Source organism: Streptomyces sp. MGP-P1 (assembly GCF_057766565.1).
On sequence record NZ_JBYMEM010000007.1, the window covers coordinates 1654263 to 1675408 of the forward strand.

General features: G+C 72.1%; 24 protein-coding genes. 19 read left to right on the forward strand and 5 right to left on the reverse strand.

Translation table 11 applies throughout. The annotated features are described in order from the left end of the window. Positions 1-14: 14 nt before the first annotated feature. Positions 15-782: an ABC transporter permease gene (locus tag AC3CH1_RS28875; protein ID WP_488465578.1), complete on the reverse strand. Its 768-nt coding sequence runs from the start codon at positions 780-782 to the stop codon at positions 15-17. Next, the gene (locus AC3CH1_RS28880) at positions 779-1720 is read right to left on the reverse strand and encodes an ABC transporter ATP-binding protein (RefSeq protein ID WP_488465579.1); all 942 of its coding nucleotides are present in this window, start codon (positions 1718-1720) and stop codon (positions 779-781) included. Before AC3CH1_RS28880 ends, AC3CH1_RS28875 begins: the two co-directional genes overlap by 4 nt. A 136-nt stretch (positions 1721-1856) precedes the next feature. Here AC3CH1_RS28880 and AC3CH1_RS28885 point away from each other — a divergent pair, with 136 nt between their 5' ends. The 9 genes from AC3CH1_RS28885 to AC3CH1_RS28925 all read left to right on the forward strand — a co-directional run bounded on the left by AC3CH1_RS28885 (position 1857) and on the right by AC3CH1_RS28925 (position 8874). After that, positions 1857-2600 (forward strand): helix-turn-helix transcriptional regulator, encoded by a 744-nt coding sequence (locus AC3CH1_RS28885; RefSeq protein WP_265602303.1) that lies wholly within the window; start codon positions 1857-1859, stop codon positions 2598-2600. After that, the gene (gene sufB / locus AC3CH1_RS28890) at positions 2597-4018 is read left to right on the forward strand and encodes a Fe-S cluster assembly protein SufB (protein WP_030568051.1); all 1422 of its coding nucleotides are present in this window, start codon (positions 2597-2599) and stop codon (positions 4016-4018) included. The genes AC3CH1_RS28885 and sufB overlap by 4 nt, the downstream gene beginning before the upstream one ends. A gap of 100 nt (positions 4019-4118) precedes the next feature. Then, positions 4119-5300, forward strand: a complete 1182-nt coding sequence (gene sufD / locus AC3CH1_RS28895) for a Fe-S cluster assembly protein SufD (RefSeq protein ID WP_488465580.1) — start codon at positions 4119-4121, stop codon at positions 5298-5300. Beyond that, entirely contained in the window at positions 5300-5617 is a 318-nt protein-coding gene (locus tag AC3CH1_RS28900) for a bifunctional 3-phenylpropionate/cinnamic acid dioxygenase ferredoxin subunit (RefSeq protein ID WP_265602306.1), read from the forward strand. Before sufD ends, AC3CH1_RS28900 begins: the two co-directional genes overlap by 1 nt. A gap of 7 nt (positions 5618-5624) precedes the next feature. After that, on the forward strand, positions 5625-6389 hold the full coding sequence (sufC, locus tag AC3CH1_RS28905; RefSeq protein WP_007448470.1) for a Fe-S cluster assembly ATPase SufC: 765 nt from the start codon (positions 5625-5627) through the stop codon (positions 6387-6389). Next, positions 6386-7654 (forward strand): cysteine desulfurase, encoded by a 1269-nt coding sequence (locus AC3CH1_RS28910; RefSeq protein WP_488465581.1) that lies wholly within the window; start codon positions 6386-6388, stop codon positions 7652-7654. The genes sufC and AC3CH1_RS28910 overlap by 4 nt, the downstream gene beginning before the upstream one ends. A 10-nt stretch (positions 7655-7664) precedes the next feature. Then, complete coding sequence (sufU, locus tag AC3CH1_RS28915) at positions 7665-8120, forward strand: Fe-S cluster assembly sulfur transfer protein SufU (RefSeq protein ID WP_026290469.1); 456 nt, start codon at positions 7665-7667, stop codon at positions 8118-8120. Then, positions 8117-8455 carry a metal-sulfur cluster assembly factor gene (locus AC3CH1_RS28920; RefSeq protein ID WP_003969897.1) on the forward strand — a complete coding sequence of 113 codons (339 nt, stop codon included), beginning with the start codon at positions 8117-8119 and terminating at the stop codon, positions 8453-8455. Before sufU ends, AC3CH1_RS28920 begins: the two co-directional genes overlap by 4 nt. 53 nt (positions 8456-8508) lie before the next feature. Continuing rightward, positions 8509-8874, forward strand: coding sequence for a VOC family protein (locus AC3CH1_RS28925; protein ID WP_488465582.1), 366 nt, complete (start codon positions 8509-8511; stop codon positions 8872-8874). A 23-nt stretch (positions 8875-8897) separates the two neighbouring features. Here AC3CH1_RS28925 and AC3CH1_RS28930 read toward each other — a convergent pair whose 3' ends face one another. Further along, entirely contained in the window at positions 8898-9887 is a 990-nt protein-coding gene (locus AC3CH1_RS28930; protein WP_488465583.1) for a DUF7847 domain-containing protein, read from the reverse strand. A 287-nt stretch (positions 9888-10174) separates the two neighbouring features. On the opposite strand from AC3CH1_RS28930, the gene AC3CH1_RS28935 reads away from it, so the two are divergent. Next, a complete protein-coding gene (locus AC3CH1_RS28935; protein WP_488465584.1) occupies positions 10175-10501 on the forward strand; it encodes a DMT family transporter in 327 nt (108 codons plus the stop codon). Next, on the forward strand, positions 10501-11058 hold the full coding sequence (locus AC3CH1_RS28940) for a TetR/AcrR family transcriptional regulator (RefSeq protein ID WP_488465585.1): 558 nt from the start codon (positions 10501-10503) through the stop codon (positions 11056-11058). Before AC3CH1_RS28935 ends, AC3CH1_RS28940 begins: the two co-directional genes overlap by 1 nt. 85 nt (positions 11059-11143) lie before the next feature. Here AC3CH1_RS28940 and AC3CH1_RS28945 read toward each other — a convergent pair whose 3' ends face one another. After that, positions 11144-13567: an AfsR/SARP family transcriptional regulator gene (locus tag AC3CH1_RS28945; protein WP_488465586.1), complete on the reverse strand. Its 2424-nt coding sequence runs from the start codon at positions 13565-13567 to the stop codon at positions 11144-11146. 431 nt (positions 13568-13998) lie between these two features. Between AC3CH1_RS28945 and AC3CH1_RS28950 the strand changes: the two genes are divergently transcribed. The 7 genes from AC3CH1_RS28950 to dapD all read left to right on the forward strand — a co-directional run bounded on the left by AC3CH1_RS28950 (position 13999) and on the right by dapD (position 19389). Next, positions 13999-14220, forward strand: a complete 222-nt coding sequence (locus AC3CH1_RS28950) for a hypothetical protein (RefSeq protein ID WP_488465587.1) — start codon at positions 13999-14001, stop codon at positions 14218-14220. 46 nt (positions 14221-14266) lie between these two features. Further along, on the forward strand, positions 14267-14482 hold the full coding sequence (locus AC3CH1_RS28955; RefSeq protein ID WP_488465588.1) for a hypothetical protein: 216 nt from the start codon (positions 14267-14269) through the stop codon (positions 14480-14482). Positions 14483-14593: 111 nt separating this feature from the next. Further along, a complete protein-coding gene (locus tag AC3CH1_RS28960) occupies positions 14594-15157 on the forward strand; it encodes a MauE/DoxX family redox-associated membrane protein (RefSeq protein WP_488465589.1) in 564 nt (187 codons plus the stop codon). Continuing rightward, a complete protein-coding gene (locus AC3CH1_RS28965; protein WP_488465590.1) occupies positions 15154-15762 on the forward strand; it encodes a redoxin domain-containing protein in 609 nt (202 codons plus the stop codon). Before AC3CH1_RS28960 ends, AC3CH1_RS28965 begins: the two co-directional genes overlap by 4 nt. Continuing rightward, positions 15759-17729 (forward strand): ABC transporter ATP-binding protein, encoded by a 1971-nt coding sequence (locus AC3CH1_RS28970; protein ID WP_488465591.1) that lies wholly within the window; start codon positions 15759-15761, stop codon positions 17727-17729. Before AC3CH1_RS28965 ends, AC3CH1_RS28970 begins: the two co-directional genes overlap by 4 nt. Further along, positions 17726-18196 carry a S26 family signal peptidase gene (locus AC3CH1_RS28975; RefSeq protein ID WP_488465592.1) on the forward strand — a complete coding sequence of 157 codons (471 nt, stop codon included), beginning with the start codon at positions 17726-17728 and terminating at the stop codon, positions 18194-18196. Before AC3CH1_RS28970 ends, AC3CH1_RS28975 begins: the two co-directional genes overlap by 4 nt. 194 nt (positions 18197-18390) lie before the next feature. Further along, the gene (gene dapD, locus AC3CH1_RS28980; protein ID WP_488465593.1) at positions 18391-19389 is read left to right on the forward strand and encodes a 2,3,4,5-tetrahydropyridine-2,6-dicarboxylate N-succinyltransferase; all 999 of its coding nucleotides are present in this window, start codon (positions 18391-18393) and stop codon (positions 19387-19389) included. A 5-nt stretch (positions 19390-19394) separates the two neighbouring features. Here the strand turns inward: dapD and AC3CH1_RS28985 are convergent, their stop codons facing one another. Beyond that, positions 19395-20279, reverse strand: a complete 885-nt coding sequence (locus tag AC3CH1_RS28985; protein ID WP_488465594.1) for a 4-hydroxy-tetrahydrodipicolinate synthase family protein — start codon at positions 20277-20279, stop codon at positions 19395-19397. 453 nt (positions 20280-20732) lie between these two features. On the opposite strand from AC3CH1_RS28985, the gene AC3CH1_RS28990 reads away from it, so the two are divergent. Continuing rightward, a complete protein-coding gene (locus AC3CH1_RS28990) occupies positions 20733-21122 on the forward strand; it encodes a DUF4232 domain-containing protein (RefSeq protein ID WP_488466761.1) in 390 nt (129 codons plus the stop codon). Positions 21123-21146: the final 24 nt, after the last annotated feature.

The following is a 21146-nucleotide window of genomic DNA, read 5'->3' on the forward strand; positions in this document are numbered from 1 at the left end:
ACGGCCCCGGCGGGCTACTCCCAGCGGAAGAACCGCGCCGCCGCGCCGAGCCCCAGCACCGCCCACACCGCCAGGATCCCGGCCTGGGCCCACGGCATCGACGCACCGTGCTGGAGGACGTCCCGCAGGCCCTCGGAGAGCGCCGACACGGGCAGCAGCCCCAGCACCGACCGCACGGCGTCCGGGAACTTCTCCAGCGGCACGATGACCCCGCCGCCGACCAGCAGCAGCAGGAAGACCAGGTTGGCGGCGGCGAGGGTCGCCTCCGCCTTGAGCGTTCCCGCCATCAGCAGCCCGAGCCCGGAGAACGCGGCCGTTCCCAGCACCAGGAGCAGCAGTACCGAGAGCGGGTTGCCCTGCGGCGACCAGCCCAGGGCGAAGGCGATGGCCGTCAGCAGCACGATCTGGAGCACCTCGGTGACCAGCACCGACAGCGTCTTCGCGGTCATCAGCGCCCAGCGGGGCAGCGGAGAGGCCCCCAGCCGCTTGAGGACCCCGTAACGGCGTTCGAAGCCGGTGGCGATGGCCTGGCCGGTGAAGGCGGTGGACATCACGGCGAGCGCCAGGATGCCCGGGGCCAGGAAGTCGACCGACGCGCCCGAGCCGGTGTCCACGATGTCGACCGCGCTGAACAGCACCAGCAGCAGCGTCGGGATGATCACCGTCAGCAGCAGCTGCTCGCCGTTGCGCAGCAGCATCCGGGTCTCCAGCGCGGTCTGCGCGGCGATCATCCGGGGGAGCGGGGCGGCGCCGGGGCGCGGGGTGTACGTACCGGCGCTCATGCGCGCAGCTCCTTGCCGGTCAGCTTCTTGCCGGTCAGTTCGAGGAAGACGTCCTCCAGGGTGTGCCGCTCCACGGAGATGCCCTCGGGCATCACGCCGTGCTGGGCGCACCAGGAGGTCACCGTGGCCAGCAGCTGCGGGTCGATGGACCCGGTGATCCGGTACGTCCCCGGCAGCGGCTCGGCGGCCCCGGAGCCGTCGGGCAGCGCCTTGAGGAGCGAGCCGAGGTCGAGGCCCGGGCGTCCGGTGAAGCGCAGGGTGTTCTCCGCGCCGCCCCGGCAGAGCGCGTCCGGGCTGCCCCGGGCGATGACCCGGCCCGCGTCGATGATCGCGACGTCGTCGGCGAGCGCCTCGGCCTCGTCCATGAAGTGGGTCGTGAGCACCACGGACACCCCGTCGGCGCGCAGCTCGCGCACCAGGTCCCAGGTGGAGCGGCGGGCCCCCGGGTCGAGCCCGGCGGTCGGCTCGTCCAGGAACAGCAGCTCGGGCCGGCCGACGACCGCCATGGCCAGTGAGAGGCGCTGCTGCTGGCCGCCGGAGAGCCGTCGGTAGGTGGTGCGGCCGCAGTCGCCGAGGCCGAGGCGCTCGATCAGGGCGTCCACGTCGAGGGGGTGGGCGTGCAGCTTGGCCATGTGGCGGAGCATCTCGTCGGCGCGCGCACCGGAGTAGACGCCGCCGGACTGGAGCATCACCCCGATCCGCGGGCGCAGCCGCTCCGCGTCGGCGACCGGATCGAGGCCGAGGACCCGCACGGTGCCGGCGTCGGGGCGTCGGTAGCCCTCGCAGGTCTCGATCGTGGTGGTCTTCCCGGCGCCGTTCGGGCCGAGGACGGCGGTCACCGCGCCGGTGGCGACCACCAGATCGAGGCCGTTCACCGCGGTCTTCGTGCCGTACCGCTTCACCAGGCCCTTGACCTGTACGACGGGCTCGTTCTCCATGGCGCACCAGTCTAGGCAGCCCTCCGGGGCGGAGGGTTCCCGGGGCCAGATTAGGTAACCCTAAGTGACGAACCCCACCGTTGATCGTTCCGGACCGTGGTTGTCAGAGTCGAATGAATTACGCAACAATGGTGTTGTGAAATACGACGGACGGGCTCCACAGGAGGAACTCGCGACCGGTGAGCGCTCGACGCGCAACCGGGTCGCGCGCTCCATCCTGGACCACGGCCCCTCCACCGCCGCAGACCTTGCCAAGCGCGTCGGCCTCACCCAGGCGGCCGTCCGCCGCCACCTGGACGCCCTCGTCTCCGACGATGTCGTCGAAGCCCGCGAACAGCGGGTCTACGGGGCGCGGACCCGAGGCAGGCCCGCCAAGGTGTTCGCCCTGACGGACTGCGGCCGGGACGCCTTCGACCAGTCCTACGACAAGCTGGCCGCCGACGCCCTGCGCTTCATCGCCGAGTCCGGGGGGGACGAGGCGGTCCTCGCCTTCGCCCGCGCCCGGATGGCCGCGGTGGGCGAGGCGTACCGCGCCGTGGTCGAGGCCGCGGCGCCCGAAGGGCGCACCGAGGCCCTCGCCAAGGCCCTGTCGGCCGACGGGTACGCTGCTATGGCGCGAAGCGCGCCGGGCCCGCAGCAGGGCGAGCAGCTGTGCCAGCACCACTGCCCGGTGGCGCATGTCGCCGAGCAGTTCCCACAGCTGTGCGAGGCGGAGACGGAATTCTTCTCCAGCCTCCTCGGGACCCATGTGCAGCGTCTGGCCACCCTCGCCCACGGTGATGGCGTGTGCACGACCTACGTGCCGCGCAGTGGCCACGCTCCACCCCCACAGACCACCCATTCAGCATCTGCAAGCACGGCCGGGAGGAACCCCGCATGACGCTCCCCACGGAGACTGCCCACCCTGAGCTCGAGGGTCTGGGTACGTACGAATTCGGCTGGGCCGACTCCGACGCGGCAGGCGCGGCGGCGAAGCGCGGCCTTTCCGAGGCTGTCGTCCGCGACATCTCGGAGAAGAAGAACGAGCCCGAGTGGATGCTGAAGCTGCGGCTCAAGGGCCTCAAGCTCTTCGGCAAGAAGCCCATGCCGAACTGGGGCTCCGACCTGTCGGGCATCGACTTCGACAACATCAAGTACTTCGTGCGGTCCACGGAGAAGCAGGCGGCCTCCTGGGAGGAACTGCCCGAGGACATCAAGAACACGTACGACAAGCTCGGCATCCCCGAGGCGGAGAAGCAGCGCCTCGTCGCCGGCGTCGCCGCGCAGTACGAGTCCGAGGTCGTCTACCACCAGATCAACGAGGAGCTGGAGGCGCAGGGTGTCATCTTCATGGACACCGACACCGCGCTGAAGGAGCACCCGGAGCTCTTCAAGGAGTACTTCGGCACCGTCATCCCCGTCGGTGACAACAAGTTCGCCTCGCTGAACTCGGCCGTGTGGTCCGGCGGATCGTTCATCTACGTGCCCAAGGGCGTCCACGTGGAAATCCCGCTCCAGGCCTACTTCCGTATCAACACGGAGAACATGGGCCAGTTCGAGCGGACGCTGATCATCGTCGACGAGGACGCCTACGTCCACTACGTCGAGGGCTGCACCGCCCCGATCTACTCCTCGGACTCGCTGCACAGCGCCGTGGTCGAGATCATCGTGAAGAAGGGCGGCCGCTGCCGCTACACGACCATCCAGAACTGGTCGAACAACGTCTACAACCTGGTCACCAAGCGGGCCGTGGCCTACGAGGGCGCGACCATGGAGTGGGTCGACGGCAACATCGGCTCCAAGGTGACCATGAAGTACCCGGCCATCTACCTGATGGGCGAGCACGCCAAGGGCGAGACCCTGTCCATCGCCTTCGCGGGCGAGGGCCAGCACCAGGACGCCGGCGCCAAGATGGTCCACATGGCCCCGAACACCTCCTCCAACATCGTCTCCAAGTCGGTGGCGCGAGGCGGTGGCCGTACGTCCTACCGCGGTCTGATCGAGATCGGCGAGGGCGCGCCGGGCGCGAAGTCCAACGTGCTCTGCGACGCTCTGCTCGTCGACACGATCTCCCGCTCGGACACCTACCCCTACGTCGACGTCCGCGAGGACGACGTGTCGATGGGCCACGAGGCGACCGTCTCCAAGGTCTCCGAGGACCAGCTCTTCTACCTCATGAGCCGCGGACTCACCGAGTTCGAGGCCATGGCGATGATCGTGCGCGGCTTCGTCGAGCCGATCGCGAAGGAGCTGCCCATGGAGTACGCCCTGGAGCTCAACCGGCTGATCGAGCTGCAGATGGAGGGTTCGGTCGGCTAGGTCCTCGTCCGAGGACCACCGGGACGGCCGTTCGCGGCCGTCCCCGCACCCCACCGAACCACCCCCCTTCTTGACTGAGAAAGCGAGCACTACGACAGCCATGGCTGAGGCTCAGAACACTCCGGTGGGCTCCACCACCGCCGGCTCCATCGCGGTGGCCGCCGAGTCGACCGTCGCCACCCGCATGAGCGCACCCCCGTCCTTCGACGTCGCGGACTTCCCCGTCCCGCACGGCCGCGAGGAGGAGTGGCGCTTCACGCCGCTGGAGCGGCTGCGCGGTCTGCACGACGGCACCGCGGTCGCGAGCGGCGGCGGCGTGAAGGTCGCGATCGAGGCGCCCGAGGGCGTCACGGTCGAGACCGTCGGCCGCGACGACTCGCGGCTCGGCAAGGCCGGCACCCCGGTGGACCGGGTCGCCGCCCAGGCGTACAGCTCCTTCGAGCAGGCCTCGGTCGTCACGGTCGCCAAGGAAGCCGTGCTCTCCGAGCCGGTCCGGATCACCGTGCACGGCGAGGGCGGCGTTGCCTACGGCCACCAGCTCATCGAGCTGGGCGCCTTCGCCGAGGCCGTCGTCGTCATCGACCACACCGGTGACGCGGTGCTCGCAGCCAACGTCGACTACGTGCTGGGCGACGGCGCGAAGCTCACCGTCGTCTCCGTCCAGGACTGGGACGACACGGCCGTCCACGTCGGCCAGCACAACGCGCTGGTCGGCCGGGACGCCTCGTTCAAGTCGATCGTCGTCACCTTCGGCGGCGACGTCGTCCGCCTGCACCCCCGGGTGGCCTACGCGGCCCCCGGCGGCGAGGCGGAGCTCTTCGGCCTGTACTTCACCGACCAGGGCCAGCACCAGGAGCACCGCCTCCTGGTCGACCACAACACCCCGCACTGCAAGTCCAACGCGGTGTACAAGGGCGCTCTCCAGGGCGACGGCGCGCACGCCGTCTGGATCGGCGACGTCCTCATCCAGGCCGCGGCCGAGGGTACCGACACCTACGAGATGAACCGGAACCTCGTCCTCACCGACGGCGCCCGGGTCGACTCCGTGCCCAACCTGGAGATCGAGACCGGCGAGATCGTCGGCGCCGGCCACGCCTCGGCGACCGGCCGCTTCGACGACGAGCAGCTCTTCTACCTCCAGTCCCGCGGTATCCCGGCCGAGGAGGCCCGCCGTCTCGTCGTGCGCGGCTTCTTCGCCGAGCTGGTCCAGCAGATCGGTCTGCCGGACGTCGAAGCGCGTCTCCTCGAGAAGATCGAGACCGAGCTGAAGGCGTCCGTCTGATGTCCTTCGTCAAGGCCTGTGCGCTGAGTGAGCTGGAGGACGACACCCCCAAGCGGGTGGAGCTCGACGGCACACCCGTCTCGCTCGTCCGCACCGAGGGCGAGGTGTTCGCGATCAACGACATCTGCTCGCACGCGAACGTGTCGCTCTCGGAGGGCGAGGTGGAGGACTGCGCGATCGAGTGCTGGCTGCACGGATCGTCGTTCGACCTCCGCACCGGCAAGCCGTCCGGCCTTCCCGCGACGCGCCCCGTCCCCGTATACCCCGTAAAGATCGAAGGGGACGATGTGCTCGTCTCCGTCACCCAGGAGTCCTGAGTCACCCATGGCAACGCTTGAAATCCGCGACCTGCACGTCACCGTCGAGGCCGACAACGCCACGAAGGAGATCCTCAAGGGCGTCGACCTGACCGTGAAGCAGGGCGAGACCCACGCCATCATGGGCCCCAACGGGTCCGGCAAGTCCACCCTCGCGTACTCGCTCGCGGGTCACCCCAAGTACACGATCACCGGCGGCACGGTCACCCTGGACGGCGAGGACGTCCTGGAGATGTCCGTCGACGAGCGGGCCCGCGCCGGCCTGTTCCTCGCCATGCAGTACCCGGTCGAGATCCCCGGTGTCTCGGTCTCCAACTTCCTGCGCACCTCCGCCACCGCCATCCGCGGCGAGGCCCCCAAGCTGCGTACGTGGGTCAAGGAGGTCAAGGAGACGATGGCCGGACTCCAGATGGACCCCGCCTTCGCCGAGCGCAACGTCAACGAGGGCTTCTCCGGCGGTGAGAAGAAGCGCCACGAGATCCTTCAGCTGGAGCTCCTCAAGCCGAAGATCGCCGTCCTGGACGAGACCGACTCCGGCCTGGACGTCGACGCGCTCAAGACCGTCTCCGAGGGTGTCAACCGGGTCCGCGAGACCGGCGAGGTCGGCACCCTGCTGATCACGCACTACACCCGCATCCTGAAGTACATCAAGCCCGACTTCGTGCACGTCTTCGCCAACGGCCGTATCGCGGCCTCCGGCGGCGCCGAGCTGGCCGACCAGCTGGAGAACGAGGGCTACGAGGCCTACACGAAGGGTGGCGCTTCCGCGTGACTGACGCCCGACAGGGGCTCACCGGCCTCCTCGACACCGAGGCGATCCGCAAGGACTTCCCGATCCTGGACCGCACGGTCCACGACGGCAAGAAGATCGTGTACCTGGACTCCGCGGCGACCTCGCAGAAGCCGCGCCAGGTCCTCGACGCGCTCAACACGTACTACGAGCGTCACAACGCGAACGTGCACCGCGGCGTCTACACGATCGCCGAGGAGGCCACCGCGCTGTACGAGGGCGCCCGTGACAAGGTCGCGGCCTTCATCAACGCGCCGAGCCGCAACGAGGTGATCTTCACCAAGAACGCCTCGGAGTCGCTCAACCTCGTGGCGAACATGCTCGGCTGGGCGGACGAGCCCTATCGGGTGGACAGCGACACGGAGATCGTCACCACGGAGATGGAGCACCACTCCAACATCGTGCCGTGGCAGCTGCTCTCGCAGCGCACCGGGGCGAAGCTGAAGTGGTTCGGCATCACCGACGACGGCAGGCTCGACCTGTCGAACATCGACGAGATCATCACCGAGAAGACGAAGATCGTCTCCTTCACGCTGGTCTCCAACATCCTGGGCACCGTCAACCCGGTCGAGCAGATCATCCGCCGCGCCCAGCAGGTCGGCGCGCTGGTCTGCATCGACGCCTCGCAGGCGGCCCCGCACATGGTGCTGGACGTGCAGGCGCTCCAGGCCGACTTCGTGGCCTTCACGGGCCACAAGATGGTCGGCCCGACGGGCATCGGCGTGCTGTGGGGACGGCAGGAGCTCCTGGAGGACCTGCCTCCGTTCCTCGGCGGCGGCGAGATGATCGAGACCGTGTCGATGCACTCCTCGACGTACGCCCCCGCGCCGCACAAGTTCGAGGCCGGTACGCCCCCGATCGCCCAGGCCGTCGGCCTCGGCGCGGCTGTGGACTACCTCTCGGCGATCGGCATGGAGAAGATCCACAACCACGAGAAGGCGATCACCGAGTACGCGGTGAAGCGCCTCCTGGAGGTTCCGGACCTGCGGATCATCGGTCCGGCGACGGCCGAGGACCGCGGGGCCACGATCTCCTTCACGCTCGGCGACATCCACCCGCACGACGTGGGCCAGGTCCTCGACGAGCTGGGCATCGCCGTCCGGGTCGGCCACCACTGCGCCCGCCCGGTCTGCCTGCGGTACGGAATTCCCGCGACGACGCGAGCGTCGTTCTATCTGTACTCCACGCCCGCCGAGGTCGACGCCCTGGTGGACGGTCTGGAGCACGTCCGGAACTTCTTCGGCTGAGGGTTGACTGGTGAAGCTTGAATCCATGTACCAGGAAGTGATCCTGGACCACTACAAGCACCCCCACGGGCGCGGCCTGCGGGACGGCGACGCCGAGGTGCACCACACCAATCCGACGTGCGGCGACGAGATCACGCTCCGGGTGAAGTACGACGGCGAGACCATCGCCGACGTGAGCTACGACGGCCAGGGCTGCTCCATCAGCCAGGCCAGCGCCTCCGTGCTGAACGAGCTGCTCGTCGGCAAGGAGCTGTCCCAGGCGCGGAAGATCCAGGAGACCTTCCTGGAACTGATGCAGTCCAAGGGCCAGCTGGAGCCGGACGACGCGATGGAGGAGGTGCTGGAGGACGCCGTCGCGTTCGCCGGCGTCTCCAAGTACCCCGCCCGGGTCAAGTGCGCGCTGCTGAGCTGGATGGCGTGGAAGGACGCGACGGCCAAGGCGCTGTCCGAAGGGAAGACCGCATGAGCGACAACGAGACCGCGACCATGAAGCCGGCCTCCGAGGAGGAGGTCCGCGAGGCGCTGTACGACGTCGTCGACCCCGAGCTGGGCATCGACGTCGTCAACCTGGGCCTGATCTACGGCATCCACGTCGACGACGCCAACATCGCCACCCTCGACATGACCCTGACGTCCGCGGCCTGCCCGCTGACCGACGTCATCGAGGACCAGGCGAAGTCCGCCACGGACGGCATCGTCAACGAGCTCCGGATCAACTGGGTCTGGATGCCGCCGTGGGGCCCGGACAAGATCACCGACGACGGACGCGAGCAGCTCCGTGCGCTGGGGTTCAACGTCTGACACGCTCCGCGAGAAGCGATGAACGGCCATGCCCGCCAGGCAGACTGGCGGGCATGGCCGTCTCCATTTACCACATCGCCGTCGACGTTCACGACCTGCCGCTCATGGCCCGCTTCTGGAGCGCGGTGCTGGACTGGCAGGTGCTCTTCGAGCACGAGGAGGAGATCATCATCGGCGTGCACGAGACCGCGCTGCCGGGCATGTGCTTCCTCCCCGTGCCCGAGGGGAAGACGGTCAAGAACCGGCTGCACCTCGATCTGACGCCGGACGACCAGGACGCCGAGGTCGAGCGGATCCTCGCACTCGGCGCCCGGCGGGTGGACGTCGGACAGGGGCCGGACGCCACCTTCGTGGTGATGGCCGATCCGGAGGGCAACGAGTTCTGTGTGCTGCGCCCCAAGCGGACCCTGACCGACTGAGCCGGGGCCCGGCCCCCGCGTGCTCAGACGTGGGAAGGCGGCGGGGGGCCGTACTGCTCGGGCAGGGTCGCTGCCGCCGCCTCGGCCAGGACCGGGCCCAGGTTCTCCGTGCGCATCCGGAGGTCGACGTACAGCAGGCCGACCACCAGCGGGGGGAAGATCGCCGTGAACAGCTGGGCGATCATCTGGCTGATGAACGACAGCAGCAGCACGCCGCCGAGCATCGCGACGATCTGCCCGCCGCTCGGGTCCGCGTCCATGTCCGCCGGGTCGAACACGCCGGGGATCAGGCCGACCATCTGGAGCGGCAGCTGGATCGTGTAGCCGATCGCGGCCGCGAGTCCGACGGCGAGCAGCCAGACGCCGAAGACCCGCCACCAGCTGCCGCGCACCAGCTGCACCGAGCGGCGCAGGGCGGCGACCGGACGCTGGTGCTCGAAGACCACGACCGTCGGGGCCAGGGAGAAGCGGACGTAGAGCCACATCGCCACCGGTGCGACGAGCAGGGCGCCGAGGAAGCCGGCCACCATCAGCGGCACGACGCCGTCCTCGTCGCCCAGCGACACGGCGTAGATCATCAGCCCGGCGACGGCTCCCATCATGAGCGCCATCGGGACGACCATGATCAGCCCGGTCAGGAACACCGTGCCGAGGATCGACCAGACCCGCGACCACGCCCGCCGCCAGACCTCCCCGAAGCCGATCGGGCGGCCCAGGACGGCTTCCTGGAGGACCACCGGGACCGCTGCCTGCACCACGGCGGACGCCAGCAGGTAGACGATCATGCCGATGACCATCAGTACGCCGAACGCGACGCCCAGTGGGACCAGTTGCGCCGCGTCCGGAGACCCCGGGGAGCCGGCCGTCAGCTCGTCCCACTGGCTCGCGACGGCGGCGCCGGCGGCCACCAGTGCGGCGATCATGACGAGCGTCGCGGCACCGAACAGCGTCAGCGCGATCCCGATCAGCGGTTTCCAGTACCGCCCGAGCGTCGAGAAGGCGCCGCTGAGCATGTCCGAGACCCTCAGCGGCGCCAGGGGTATGACCCCCGGCCTGGGCGGTGCGGCCCACCCGCCGTTCCATCCCCCGCCCGGTCCCTGCGCGCCCCCGTGGAAGGGCCCCCCACCGTGGGGCGCGCCCCCGTACGGGCCGCCGCCCCACCCTGCATCCTGCGCCACTGCTTCTCCGTCGTGTCGTCGGCCCGCGTCACGGGCCGTGTGGTCGGTCGGCACACCGTAGCGCCCCCCACGTGGGCCGATGATATGTACGGTCGTACGCAACGTTGTGTACAGTCGTACACATGGGATACGCATACGGACTTCTGGCCGCCGCCATCGCGGCGGAGGTGGCCGGGACGACGGCCATGAAGTACAGCGAGGGCTTCACCCGGCTCTGGCCCTCGATCGGCACCGTGGTGGGCTACCTCATCGCCTTTACCCTGCTCGCCCAGACCCTCAAGACGCTCTCCGTGGGCACCGCCTACGCCATCTGGGCCGGCGTCGGCACCGCGGCCGTCGCCCTCATCGGGATCCTGTTCCTGGGGGAGTCCAGCGGCCTGGCCAAGATCGCGGGCATCGCCCTGATCGTGGCCGGGGTCGTCGTCCTCAACCTGGGCGGGGCGCACTGATGGCCCGGCGGTACGACCCCGGGCGGCGGACGAGGATCATCGACGCCGCGCTGCGGGTGATAGCGGCCGACGGCATGGCCGGCCTCAGCCACCGGACCGTGGCCGCCGAGGCCGATGTGCCGCTCGGCTCGACCACGTACCACTTCGGCTCCCTCGACGAGCTCCTGGTCGCCGCCCTGCGCCGGTGCAACGAGAACTTCGTGCAGGAACTGCGCGGCAGCGAGGCCCTGGCGGGACCCGTCGGGGCCGCCGATCTCGCGGAGGAGCTGACGCGGTTGCTGGGCCGGTGGTTCGCGGGCGAACGCGGGGCGATCGAGCTGGAGTACGAGCTCTACCTCGCGGCCCTGCGCCGCCCCGTGCTGCGCCCCGTCGCCGCCGAGTGGACCGAGGAGGCCGTCGAGCTGCTGTCCCGGCACACCGACCCGGAGACCGCGCGGGCGCTCGTCGCGCTGATGGACGGCGTCTGTCTTCAGGCGCTGCTCACCGGCGGCACGTTCGACGCGCCCTGCACCCGCGAGATGCTGGCCCGGATCGCGGACGGCGGCGGCAGTCGCTGAAGTTCACCGTGGGGCCGCCCCGCGCCGTCTCCCTCACCAGCGAGTTCGTGGGCGCAGTCGCCGCGCTCTGCCGGGGCGTGGTCCCTCACGCCAGGCACGGCAACGTCGGCGCGGCCCCCGCCGGTACCCGGCCCCCACCGCCCTCGCCGTCCGCACCGCCTTGTCGCGCCCCGGTCTCCACCACGGCGTACCCCGGGCGACGGCCGAGGACCGCCCGGCGGCGCCCCCCGCCGGACAGCTCGCCCCTTCCCGCTCCTGCGGCCCTGCCCCCTGCCCCGTACACCCGGCCCCGCCGCAGCACCAGGCCGTCCAGTACCAGGGCCAGCTCCCACACCACCGAGTCCCACTCCCGCCGCTCCGCCAGCCGTCGGGCGGCGGTGAGACACGCCCATTCGGCGTGGAACCACGCCCCCGCCGCACGCCGGTCGGCGGGCCGTTGCGGGGTCACCCCCGGCAGCGGCGGCCCCAGCCACACCGGCCGGTGCCCGTACGGGCCCAGCAGCCGGCGGGCCGCCCACGCCGTGTGCGCGTAGTGGTCCAGCACCCGCCGCAGCGCCCGCTCGAACGGTCCCGCTTCCCGCAGTTCGGCCGAGAACACCCGCACCAGCCCGTGCATCCGATACCGGCCGGGCCAGTGCTGCTCCAGCAGATGGACCGCCTCCAGCTCCCGCAGCACCACCCGCGCCGACACCGGGGAACAGCCCAGCAGACTCCCTGCGGCGCCCAGCCCGATGTCCGGCCCCGGCGCCGCCGACAGTAACCGGAACGCCCCGGCCGCGGCACCGCTCAGCGCCCGGTACGACAGACGCAGCGCCGTCCGGACATCCGCCGAGGGATCACCCGTGCCCAGAGCGGTCAGCCGGCCCGTCGCGTCCCGCAGCTCCTCGGCGAGGTCCGCCAGCGGAAAGCACGGCCGGGCCGCCGCCCGCGCCGCGACCACGCCGAGCGCCAGCGGCAGACCCGCGCACTGCTCCAGGACGGCCGCCGTCGACTCCGGCTCGGCCGCCAGCCGCGCCTCGCCCAACCGGTGCCCGAGGAGTTCCCGGGAGTCAGCCCGGGACAGGGTGGACAGCGACACCGCGTGCGCCCCCTGGGTGACGGCGAGCCCCGTCAGTCGACGGCGGCTGGTGACCAGTACGGCCGCCCCCGCGCTCCCCGGCAGCAGCGCCGCGACCTGTTCGGCGTCGGCTGCGTCGTCCAGCACGATCAGCACCCGGCGGTCCGCGACCAGGCTCCGATACAGCCCGGCGAGCGCCTGCCGGCCCGCCGGTGCCGCCGCCGGGTCCACGCCGAGACCGCACAGCAGCAGTCGGAGCGCCGCGGCGGGCGTCAGCGGACCGCCCGAGCGGGCGAACCCGCGCAGATCCACGTACAACTGCCCGTCGGGGAAACGGCGGAGGTTCCGGTGCGCCCAGTGCAGCGCCACCGAGGTCTTCCCCACCCCCGCACCGCCGCTGATGACACACACCGGCCCTGCGCCGGGGCCGCCGGATCCCGCCATGCCCGCCGTCATGCGCGCCGTCTCGTCCGCCGTCCCGTCCGGCGACCGGGCCAACGCCTCGTCCAGCAGGGCGAGCTCGGAGGCACGCCCGGTGAAGTGCCGTGTCGCCGAGGGCAGCTCGCGCGGCACCGTGCCGGCCCGCGGCCCACCGGGGAGCGGCCGGGAGTCCGCTTCCGTGGGTGCTCCGGACGCCGTGAAGAAGCCCGGCGCCGACGAGCCCGGCCGCCCGGCCGGCCCGAGCGCCGCATCGCCCGCCAGCACCCGTTGATGCAGCCGCCGCAGCTCCGGCCCCGGATCGCTGCCCAACTCCTCCGCCAGCGCGCACCGCACCCGCTCGAAGCAGCGCAGCGCATCCGCCGTCCGTCCGCTGCGGCTCAGCGCGATCATCAACTGGGCGGTCAGCCGCTCGTCCCAGGGGCGCTCGTCGTGGCAGGCGCCCAGGTCCGGCAACAGCGCGCCGTGACACCCCAGCCGCAGTGCCACATCGTTGCGGTCCAGGCGGCAGGCGTGCCGTTGCTCCGACAGCGCGACCCGCGCCGCGTTGAACCACGGGGTGTCCACCGCCGCGAACGGCTCGCCCCGCCACAGCGCGAGCGCCCGGTCGTACAGTTCCAGCGCCCCGCCGTCGTCGGCCAACCGCGCGCGGGCGACCAGATCGCGGAAGAGATGCACATCCACCGTGCCCGGACCGGCCGGCACCGCGTACCCGCCGGGCCGCCGCACGATCACGGGCCGCCCCGTACCAGCACCGCCCGGTACGCCGTCGTCCGGCGCGGGTCGCTCCAACGCCCGCCTCAGCCGTGACAGATAGGTGTGCACGGCCGCCGCGACCCGGCGCGGCGGGCGGTCGCCCCAGACCCGCTCCGCCAGTCCGTCCACCGGAACCACCCGGTCCACATCCATCAGCAGTGCCGCCAGGACGGTCCGCTGCCGGGCCGGGCCCAGATCCACCCGGCGCCCGTCCCGCCGGGCCTCGATCTCCCCGAGGACTCCGTACCAGATTGCCAACGCGCTCCGCCCGTCTGCCGAGTGCCGCCCCACCGGCCGCCGCCGATTTCAGATCCGATCAAGATTCCTGCAAGAGCGCCCACGGAAGCTGACGGGGTCGAAGGCGCTCCCACGCAAGCTGCCGGGAGCACACCGCGGGTCCCTCACCCACCGAGAGGATCTCCCTGCACCAGCGGTTCCAGAACCCGCCCGGCTCTTTGGCCCCACCGTCCGGGGACCCCGGACGGTCGGCCCCACCGGGCGCCGGTAGGAGAAGGCTCGCCGACCGGGCGACCCGGCTCCGCGACGGGGCCGGAACAGGCCCTCGAACGACCGTGGTCCGGCCACATCCGGGCGGGCCGCGGTCGGCTTCCCCCGCGCCACCGCTGCGAGCGCCGCACCGGCCGGCCCGCCCCGGGCCGACCGCTCACCCACTGACCGAAGGATCTGCCATGCGCGCCTGGTTCGAGAACCTCTCCGATGCCCTGATCGACCGCCTGGTCCCCAAGTCCGAGGCCGCCGCCGCCACCCAGTGCTGGACCGAGGAGGTCTGCCAGCAGGGGCCGCTCCAGCTCTGCGGCTCCACCGGCCGCTGGGGCTACTTCATCTACCAGGTGTGCGCCGACGGCACCCGCACCTTCCGGGGCGTCCGCTGCGCCCGCTGCAACGGCTGACCTGTCCCCGGCACCCCTCTCCCCGACCGAAGACGAAAGGATCTCCATGCGCGACTGGATCCGGAACCTGTCCGATTCGCTGGTCGACCACCTGGTTCCCCGAGCGCAGGCGGCTGCCGCCGTCGAGTGCTGGACCGAGGAGAGGTGCGGTTCGGTGATGGTCCCGATGTGTCACCGCACCGGTTTCAGGGCGATCTTCACCTATCGGGTCTGCTCCGACGGAACTCGGGTGTACGTGGATATGCGCTGCGCCACCTGCTGACGGCATCACCCCTGGGAGGCGACCTGACGGTGGCCTCTCGGGGGCAGCACCCCGGGTGCGTGCCGCGCTGTCGGTTCCCCTCGCTGCCGCCCCCTCAGAAAGGACACCGTCGTGGAACTCGTCGTCTGGGCGGTCCGTGGCTGTCTGCTGCTGGTGTTCGCGCGCTCCGTGCTCGGCAAGGTCCACAGCCCGGCCGCCTTCGCGGAGTTCACCGGGACCGTGCGAGCCCTGCGGCTCCCCGTCCCGTTGCCCGCCCGCCCCCTCGCCGCGCTGGTGGTGACCGCTGAGGCCGTCCTCGTACCCGCCTTCGCCCTGCCCGGCCTCCTCGCTCCGCCGACCGTACTCGTCGCCGGGTTCGGCATCGCCGCCGTGCTGCTCACCGCTTTCACCGCGCTGGCCGTCGCCGCCGCCCGTAGCGGCCGTCGGACGCCCTGCCGCTGCTTCGGCCGTACGGCGACGCCGCTCGGCGCGGTACACGCCGTACGCAACTCCATCCTGCTGGCCGCGGCGGTCACCGGCCTCGTAGCCGTGGCCGCCGGCGGCCCGGACGCGGGCGGCCCGGTGGCGGTGCTGACCGCCTCCCTCGCGGGCGCGGTCCTCGGCCTGCTCGTCACGGCCCTCGACGACCTCGTCGCGCTCTTCCGTCCCCTGCCCCGAAAGGAAACCACCCCGTGAGTCCGCTCGCCGCCGCCGTCCTCGCCGTCGGAGCCCTGGCCCTGGTCGACCTCGTACTCACCGTCGGCGTCGTCCGCCGGCTGCGAGAACACTCCGACCTGCTGCGCCAGGCATCGGCACCGGCCGCCGCCATGCCCGGAGGCATGTCCGGGATCGCGGCCGTCGGCACCCCTGTGCCCTCCTTCACCGCCGGCCCGTCCGACAGCCCCGTCACCGACCGGGATCTCACCGACGGAACCCTCGTCGCGTTCTTCTCGCCCACCTGCGAGCCCTGTCGCGACCGACTGCCCGGCTTCGTCGCCCGGTACGCGGACCGGCCCGAGGAGGCCCGGCAGGTGCTCGCCGTCGTCGTCGACGACTCCTCCAGCTCACACGAGGCGGGGGACCCGCACGGGCCGGGCCCCTCGGGCGAGGACGCCGGATCGATGGCCGCCGCCCTGGCCGCCGTGGTGCCGACCGTCCAGGAACCCTATGACGGTCCGGTGACCACGGCGTTCGCCGCCAAGGCGTTTCCCAGCTGTGTACGGGTGGGGCACAGCGCCGACGGCGGTCTCGTGGTGACGGAAGTCGGCCGGTGGCCCCGGACCCCCGTCGCCGCCCGATGACCAGGCCCGCCCCCGCCGCCCGGCCCGACGACGAACCCGGCCACTCCCCGCTCCGTACCGTCCTGGTCGCCGCGGTTCGTCTGGCCCGCCGGGCCGCGCCCGCCACCCTGACGGGCTGGCTGCTGCTCACGGTGGCCGCGTCCGCGGCCCCGGTCACCGCCGCCTGGACCCTCAAGACCGTGATCGACCGCCTGGTCACCGACCCCTTCGCCGGCGGCTCCCTCACCGGCCCGGTTCTGCTGCTGGTCGGATGCGGTGTCGCCCTCGCCGTCGTGCCCCAGTTCCTCCAGTACCTGCGGACCCAGCTCGGCCGGGCGGTCGGGTTGCGCGCCCAGATCGAACTCCACACCGCGGTCGACCGGTTCACGGGCATCGGCCCCTACGAGAACCCGCGCTTCCTGGACCGGCTGCGCATGGCCCGTCAGTACGGCGGCAGCGCGCCGGTCGACGCGGTCGGCAGCGTCATCGGCACCGTCGGCGCGGTGGTGACCCTCACCGGATTCCTCGGCGCGCTCACCCTGCTGGGCCCCTGGATGGCGGCGGCCGTCCTGACCTCCGGCGTCCTCGTCCTCGGCGCCGAGATCGCGCTCAGCCGCCGACGGGCCGCCCTCGTCTGGTCGGTGGGCCCGGTGGAGCGTCGGGAGCTGTTCTACAGCGCCCTGCTGACCGACCTGCGGGCCGCGAAGGAGATCCGGCTCTTCGGCCTGGGGCGCTTCCTCGGTGACCGGATGGTCGAGGAGCGCCGCACCTCGGATGCGGCGAAACGAAGCATGGACCGTCAGGAGCTGGCCGTCCAGGCGGGACTCGCGCTGCTCTCCGCCCTGGTCGCGGGGGCCGGACTGCTGTGGGCGGTCTCGGCCGCCCGCTCGGGACAGATCACCGTCGGCGGAGTGACCGTCCTGGTCACCGCCCTGCCCGCGGTCCAGGCGGCGCTGGCCGGACTCGCCGTCGAACTCGCCACGGGCCACCACGCCCTCCTGATGTTCCGCCACTTCCTCACCGTGACCGACGCCGGGCCCGACCTGCCCGTACCCGCCCGGCCGCGTTCCGTCCCGCCGCTGCGCCACTCGGTGGAGTTCCGCGACGTGTGGTTCCGCTACGGGGAGGACCAGCCCTGGGTCCTCCGGGGCGTCGACCTGGTCCTGCCCGCCGGACAGGCCGTGGGCCTCGTCGGTCTCAACGGCGCCGGGAAGTCCACGCTGGTGAAGCTGGTGTGCCGGTTCTACGACCCCGTCCGGGGACAGATCCTCTGGGACGGCGTCGACCTGCGCGAACTGTGCCCGCGTGAACTGCGCCGCCGGATGGGGGCCACCTTCCAGGACTTCATGGAGTACGACCTGACCGCCCGCGAGAACATCGCCCTCGGCGACCTCACCGCACTCCAGGACCGCGACCGGGTGGAGGAGGCCGCCCGCGTCGCGGGAATCCACGACCGGCTGACCGGCCTGCCTCACGGCTACGACACCCTGCTGAGCCGGATCTTCTTCAGCGAGCGGGACAAGGACGACGCCACGACCGGAGTCGTCCTCTCCGGCGGACAGTGGCAGCGGCTCGCCCTCGCCCGCTCCCTGATCCGGGACGACGCCGACCTCCTCGTCCTCGACGAGCCCGGCTCCGGTCTCGATCCCGAGGCGGAGTACGAGATCCACCGCCGGCTGCGCCGCCACCGGGCGGGCCGGACGGGACTGCTCATCTCCCACCGTCTCAACACCCTGCGCGACGCGGACGTGATCGTGGTCCTGGAGGACGGCCGGATCGTCGAACGGGGGCCGCACGCCGACCTGATGCGCCGTTCCGGGGTGTACGCCCGGTTGTTCACCCTCCAAGCCAGCGGGTACGCGCCCGACGCCGGTGCGCACGCCGCCGGGACTTCCGTACCCATCCCGCCGGCCATGGCCGGCGATGCCGGGCCGCGGCTGCCCGCCGAAGTGGTGGCCGGAACCTCCCGGAGCGGAGGCCCCGCGTGATCGTGCGCCTCGCCCGCCGTCTGCTGCGGAACCGCCTGCTGGCCGTCACCGTCACCGGCCCGAGCATGGAACCCGCCCTCCGTGACGGGGACCGCGTCCTGGTACGCCGCCGCCCGCGCCGGGTGGCCCGGGGAGACGTCGTCGTCCTTGAACCGCCTTCCGGCGCTTGGGACGAGGGGCTCAGGCGTGAGGGCCTGATCATCAAACGGATCGCCGCCGGACCCGGCGACCCGGTCCCCGCGCTCATGGCCGGGCGGCTGGACGTCCCCCCTGGCTCGATCGTGCCACCCGGTCACTACCTGGTCCTGGGCGACAACCAACCCGTGAGCGTCGACTCCCGCCGCTTCGGCTATGTCCCCCGCACTCTGCTGACCGGCAGGGTGATACGCCCCCTGCGTCGACACACCCCCGTGGTCCCGGCGGTTCCTCCCGTCCTTGAGGTGAGACCGGTGATGGATGCGAGGTGACCGTTCGGGACCGCTCCAGCCCCCGCCGCGCCCCGCTCCGGCCACCCCCCGCCGCGCCCCGCTCGCCACCGCCGCGCCCCGCTCGCCACCGCCGCGGGCTGCCCGCGCCGGGGGAGCGGGCGCGGGTGGCGGGAAAAGGGCCCCACGCCGAGACCGGTTCGCCCGAGCGGGCCCCGGCCCGTTAGGTTGCGTCCATGACCGACACGACTTCCCAGGGTTCTGCCCGCACCACCGGCGCCGTCGCCGCCGGCCTCGCCACCGTCGCCGGTGACGGCACCGTCCTCGACACCTGGTTCCCCGCCCCCGAGCTGACCTCCGACCCCGGCCCGGCCGGTACGACGCGCCTCGGCCCGGACGAGGCCGTCAACCGGCTCGGCGAGGGCGCCGCCAAGGCACTCGGCGTCGACGCCCGGCGCGGCGTGGAGGTCGTCGCCGTGTCCACGGTCATCTCCTCGCTCGACGACAAGCCGCTCGACGCCCACGACGCCTATCTGCGCCTGCACCTGCTCTCGCACCGGCTGGTCAGGCCGCACGGCCAGAACCTCGACGGGCTGTTCGGGCTGCTCGCCAACGTCGCCTGGACCTCGCTCGGCCCGGTCGCCGTCGACGACCTGGAGCGCGTCCGGCTCAACGCCCGCGCCGAGGGCCTGCACCTCCAGGTCACCTCGGTCGACAAGTTCCCCCGGATGACGGACTACGTCGCCCCCAAGGGCGTACGCATCGCCGACGCCGACCGCGTCCGGCTCGGCGCTCACCTCGCCACCGGGACCACCGTCATGCACGAGGGCTTCGTCAACTTCAACGCGGGCACGCTCGGCACCTCCATGGTCGAGGGCCGCATCTCCGCGGGCGTCGTCGTCGGCGACGGCTCGGACATCGGCGGCGGCGCGTCCACCATGGGCACCCTCTCCGGCGGCGGGAACGTCCGCATCGTCATCGGCGAGCGCTGCCTGGTCGGCGCGGAGGCGGGCGTCGGGATCGCGCTCGGCGACGAGTGCGTCGTCGAGGCCGGTCTGTACGTCACCGCCGGCACCCGCGTCACGCTGCCGGACGGCCAGGTCGTCAAGGCCCGCGAGCTGTCCGGCGCCTCCAACATCCTCTTCCGCCGCAACTCGGTCACCGGCACCGTGGAGGCCCGCCCGAACAACGCGGTGTGGGGCGGCCTCAACGAGGTCCTGCACGCCCACAACTGACCCGTTCAGCAGGGAGCGAGGAGCTCCTCGTACGCCGCCCGCAGCCCGTCGGTCGCCTCGCGCCCGGCGGGCTGCAGCGGTTCCCGGACCGGTCCCGCGTCCAGGAGCGCCTTCACGGTGACCGTTCCGGGGAGGCCGCTCGCCATCATCAGTTCGGTGAGGCGCGCCGTGAGCCCGTTGAGCCGGGCCGCCTCGTCGGTGCGGCCCGCGTCGAACGCGTCCAGCGGCGCCCGTACCTGGCGCGGGGCCACGTTCGCGACGGTGCTGACGTAGCCCGCGCCGCCCACCGCGTACAACGGCAGGTTCAGCTCCTCGCAGCCCGAGTAGTACGCCAGCGAGGTGCGGGCCAGCACCTTCGTCGAGCCGAGCAGGTCCAAGGAGCAGTCCTTCACCGCCACCACGCGCGGGTGCTCCGCAAGCCGCAGCAGGGTCTCCGGCTCGATCCGGATGCCGGTGCGGCCGGGGATGTCGTACAGCATCAGCGGCAGTCCGGTGGAGTCCGCGACCCGCAGGAAGTACGCCTCGACGGCGGCCTGCGGCGGGCGGCTGTAGTACGGGCCGACCACCAGCAGTCCGTCCGCGCCCGCCTCCTCGGCCTGACGCGCCAGGCGCAGGGTGTGCGCGGTGTCCGGGCCCCCGACGCCGGTGAGCAGCGGCACCCCGTCGCCGACCTCCGCCCGGACGGCCCGCAGCAGGGCGGACTTCTCGGCGTCCGTCGTGGTGGGGGACTCGCCCGTGGTGCCGCTGAGGACGATCCCGTCGCAGCCCTCCGCCACCAGGCGCGCGGCGTGCGCACGGGCGGCGTCCGGGTCCAGGGCCCCGGTGGCGTCGAAGGGGGTGATCATGGCGCAGAGCGTGCGGCCGAAGGGGCGCGGTGCGGTTGCGGTCATGTCCGAAGTGTCGGCTCCCGGAACCCTGTAGGTCCACTTAGATCTTCTTGGGGTGACCGGCAAGGGACGCTGAAGAGTCCGTAGGGGTGGCGGCTGCTCGACCCCCTTCTGACATGATCGAACGCACGGACGACGGGGCGCGGCGGCGGTCGTGGCGAGGGGGCATGGGGATGGGCGTACGGGGGCGGGCGCGGGTGCGGAGACGGGTCTCCGCCGTGCTGCTGGCGGCGGCGCTGACCGCCTTGACCGGCTGCTCCGGTTTTCTCGTCCCGGCCGGCGAGGGCGAGGAACCGGAGCCCGCTCCGTCCGCCTCCGCGCCCCGCTCCGGCACCGTCCGCGCCCGAGCCGCTGCCCCCGACCCCCGCCCACGGCGAGTCGGCGGGGACCGGCCCGGCCTCCACCCCGCCCGAGACCCCGCCGGAGAAGTGCCCCGCCTCCGGGGCCGTGGTGACCATGGGGGAGGTGCTGACCGCGATGATGAGCCGCGCGGTCGCCCTGACCCTGACCAACTGTGGCTCGAAGCCCTACCGGGTCGACGGTTACCCCTCGGTCCAGGCGCTCGGCGAGGACGGCGAACGCCTCCCCGTGAAGGTCAACCCGGCCGGCTCGCAGTTCGGCCGCGACCGGGGCCCCGAGGCGCTCACCCTGAAGCCGGGCGGCACCGCGCGGTCGATGCTCGCCTGGGTCTCCACCCAGGAGGGCGGCGAGCTCGTCATGGCCGACGCCCTGGAGCTGGCCGCCGCCCCCGACGCGGGGGCGCGGGTCTACCCGCTGGAGGGTCACGACATCCGGTACATGGACGAGCTGAACATCACGGCCTGGCGGGCCGAGCTGCCCGAGTGACCGCTCCCGGGGCGGGGCCCGCCC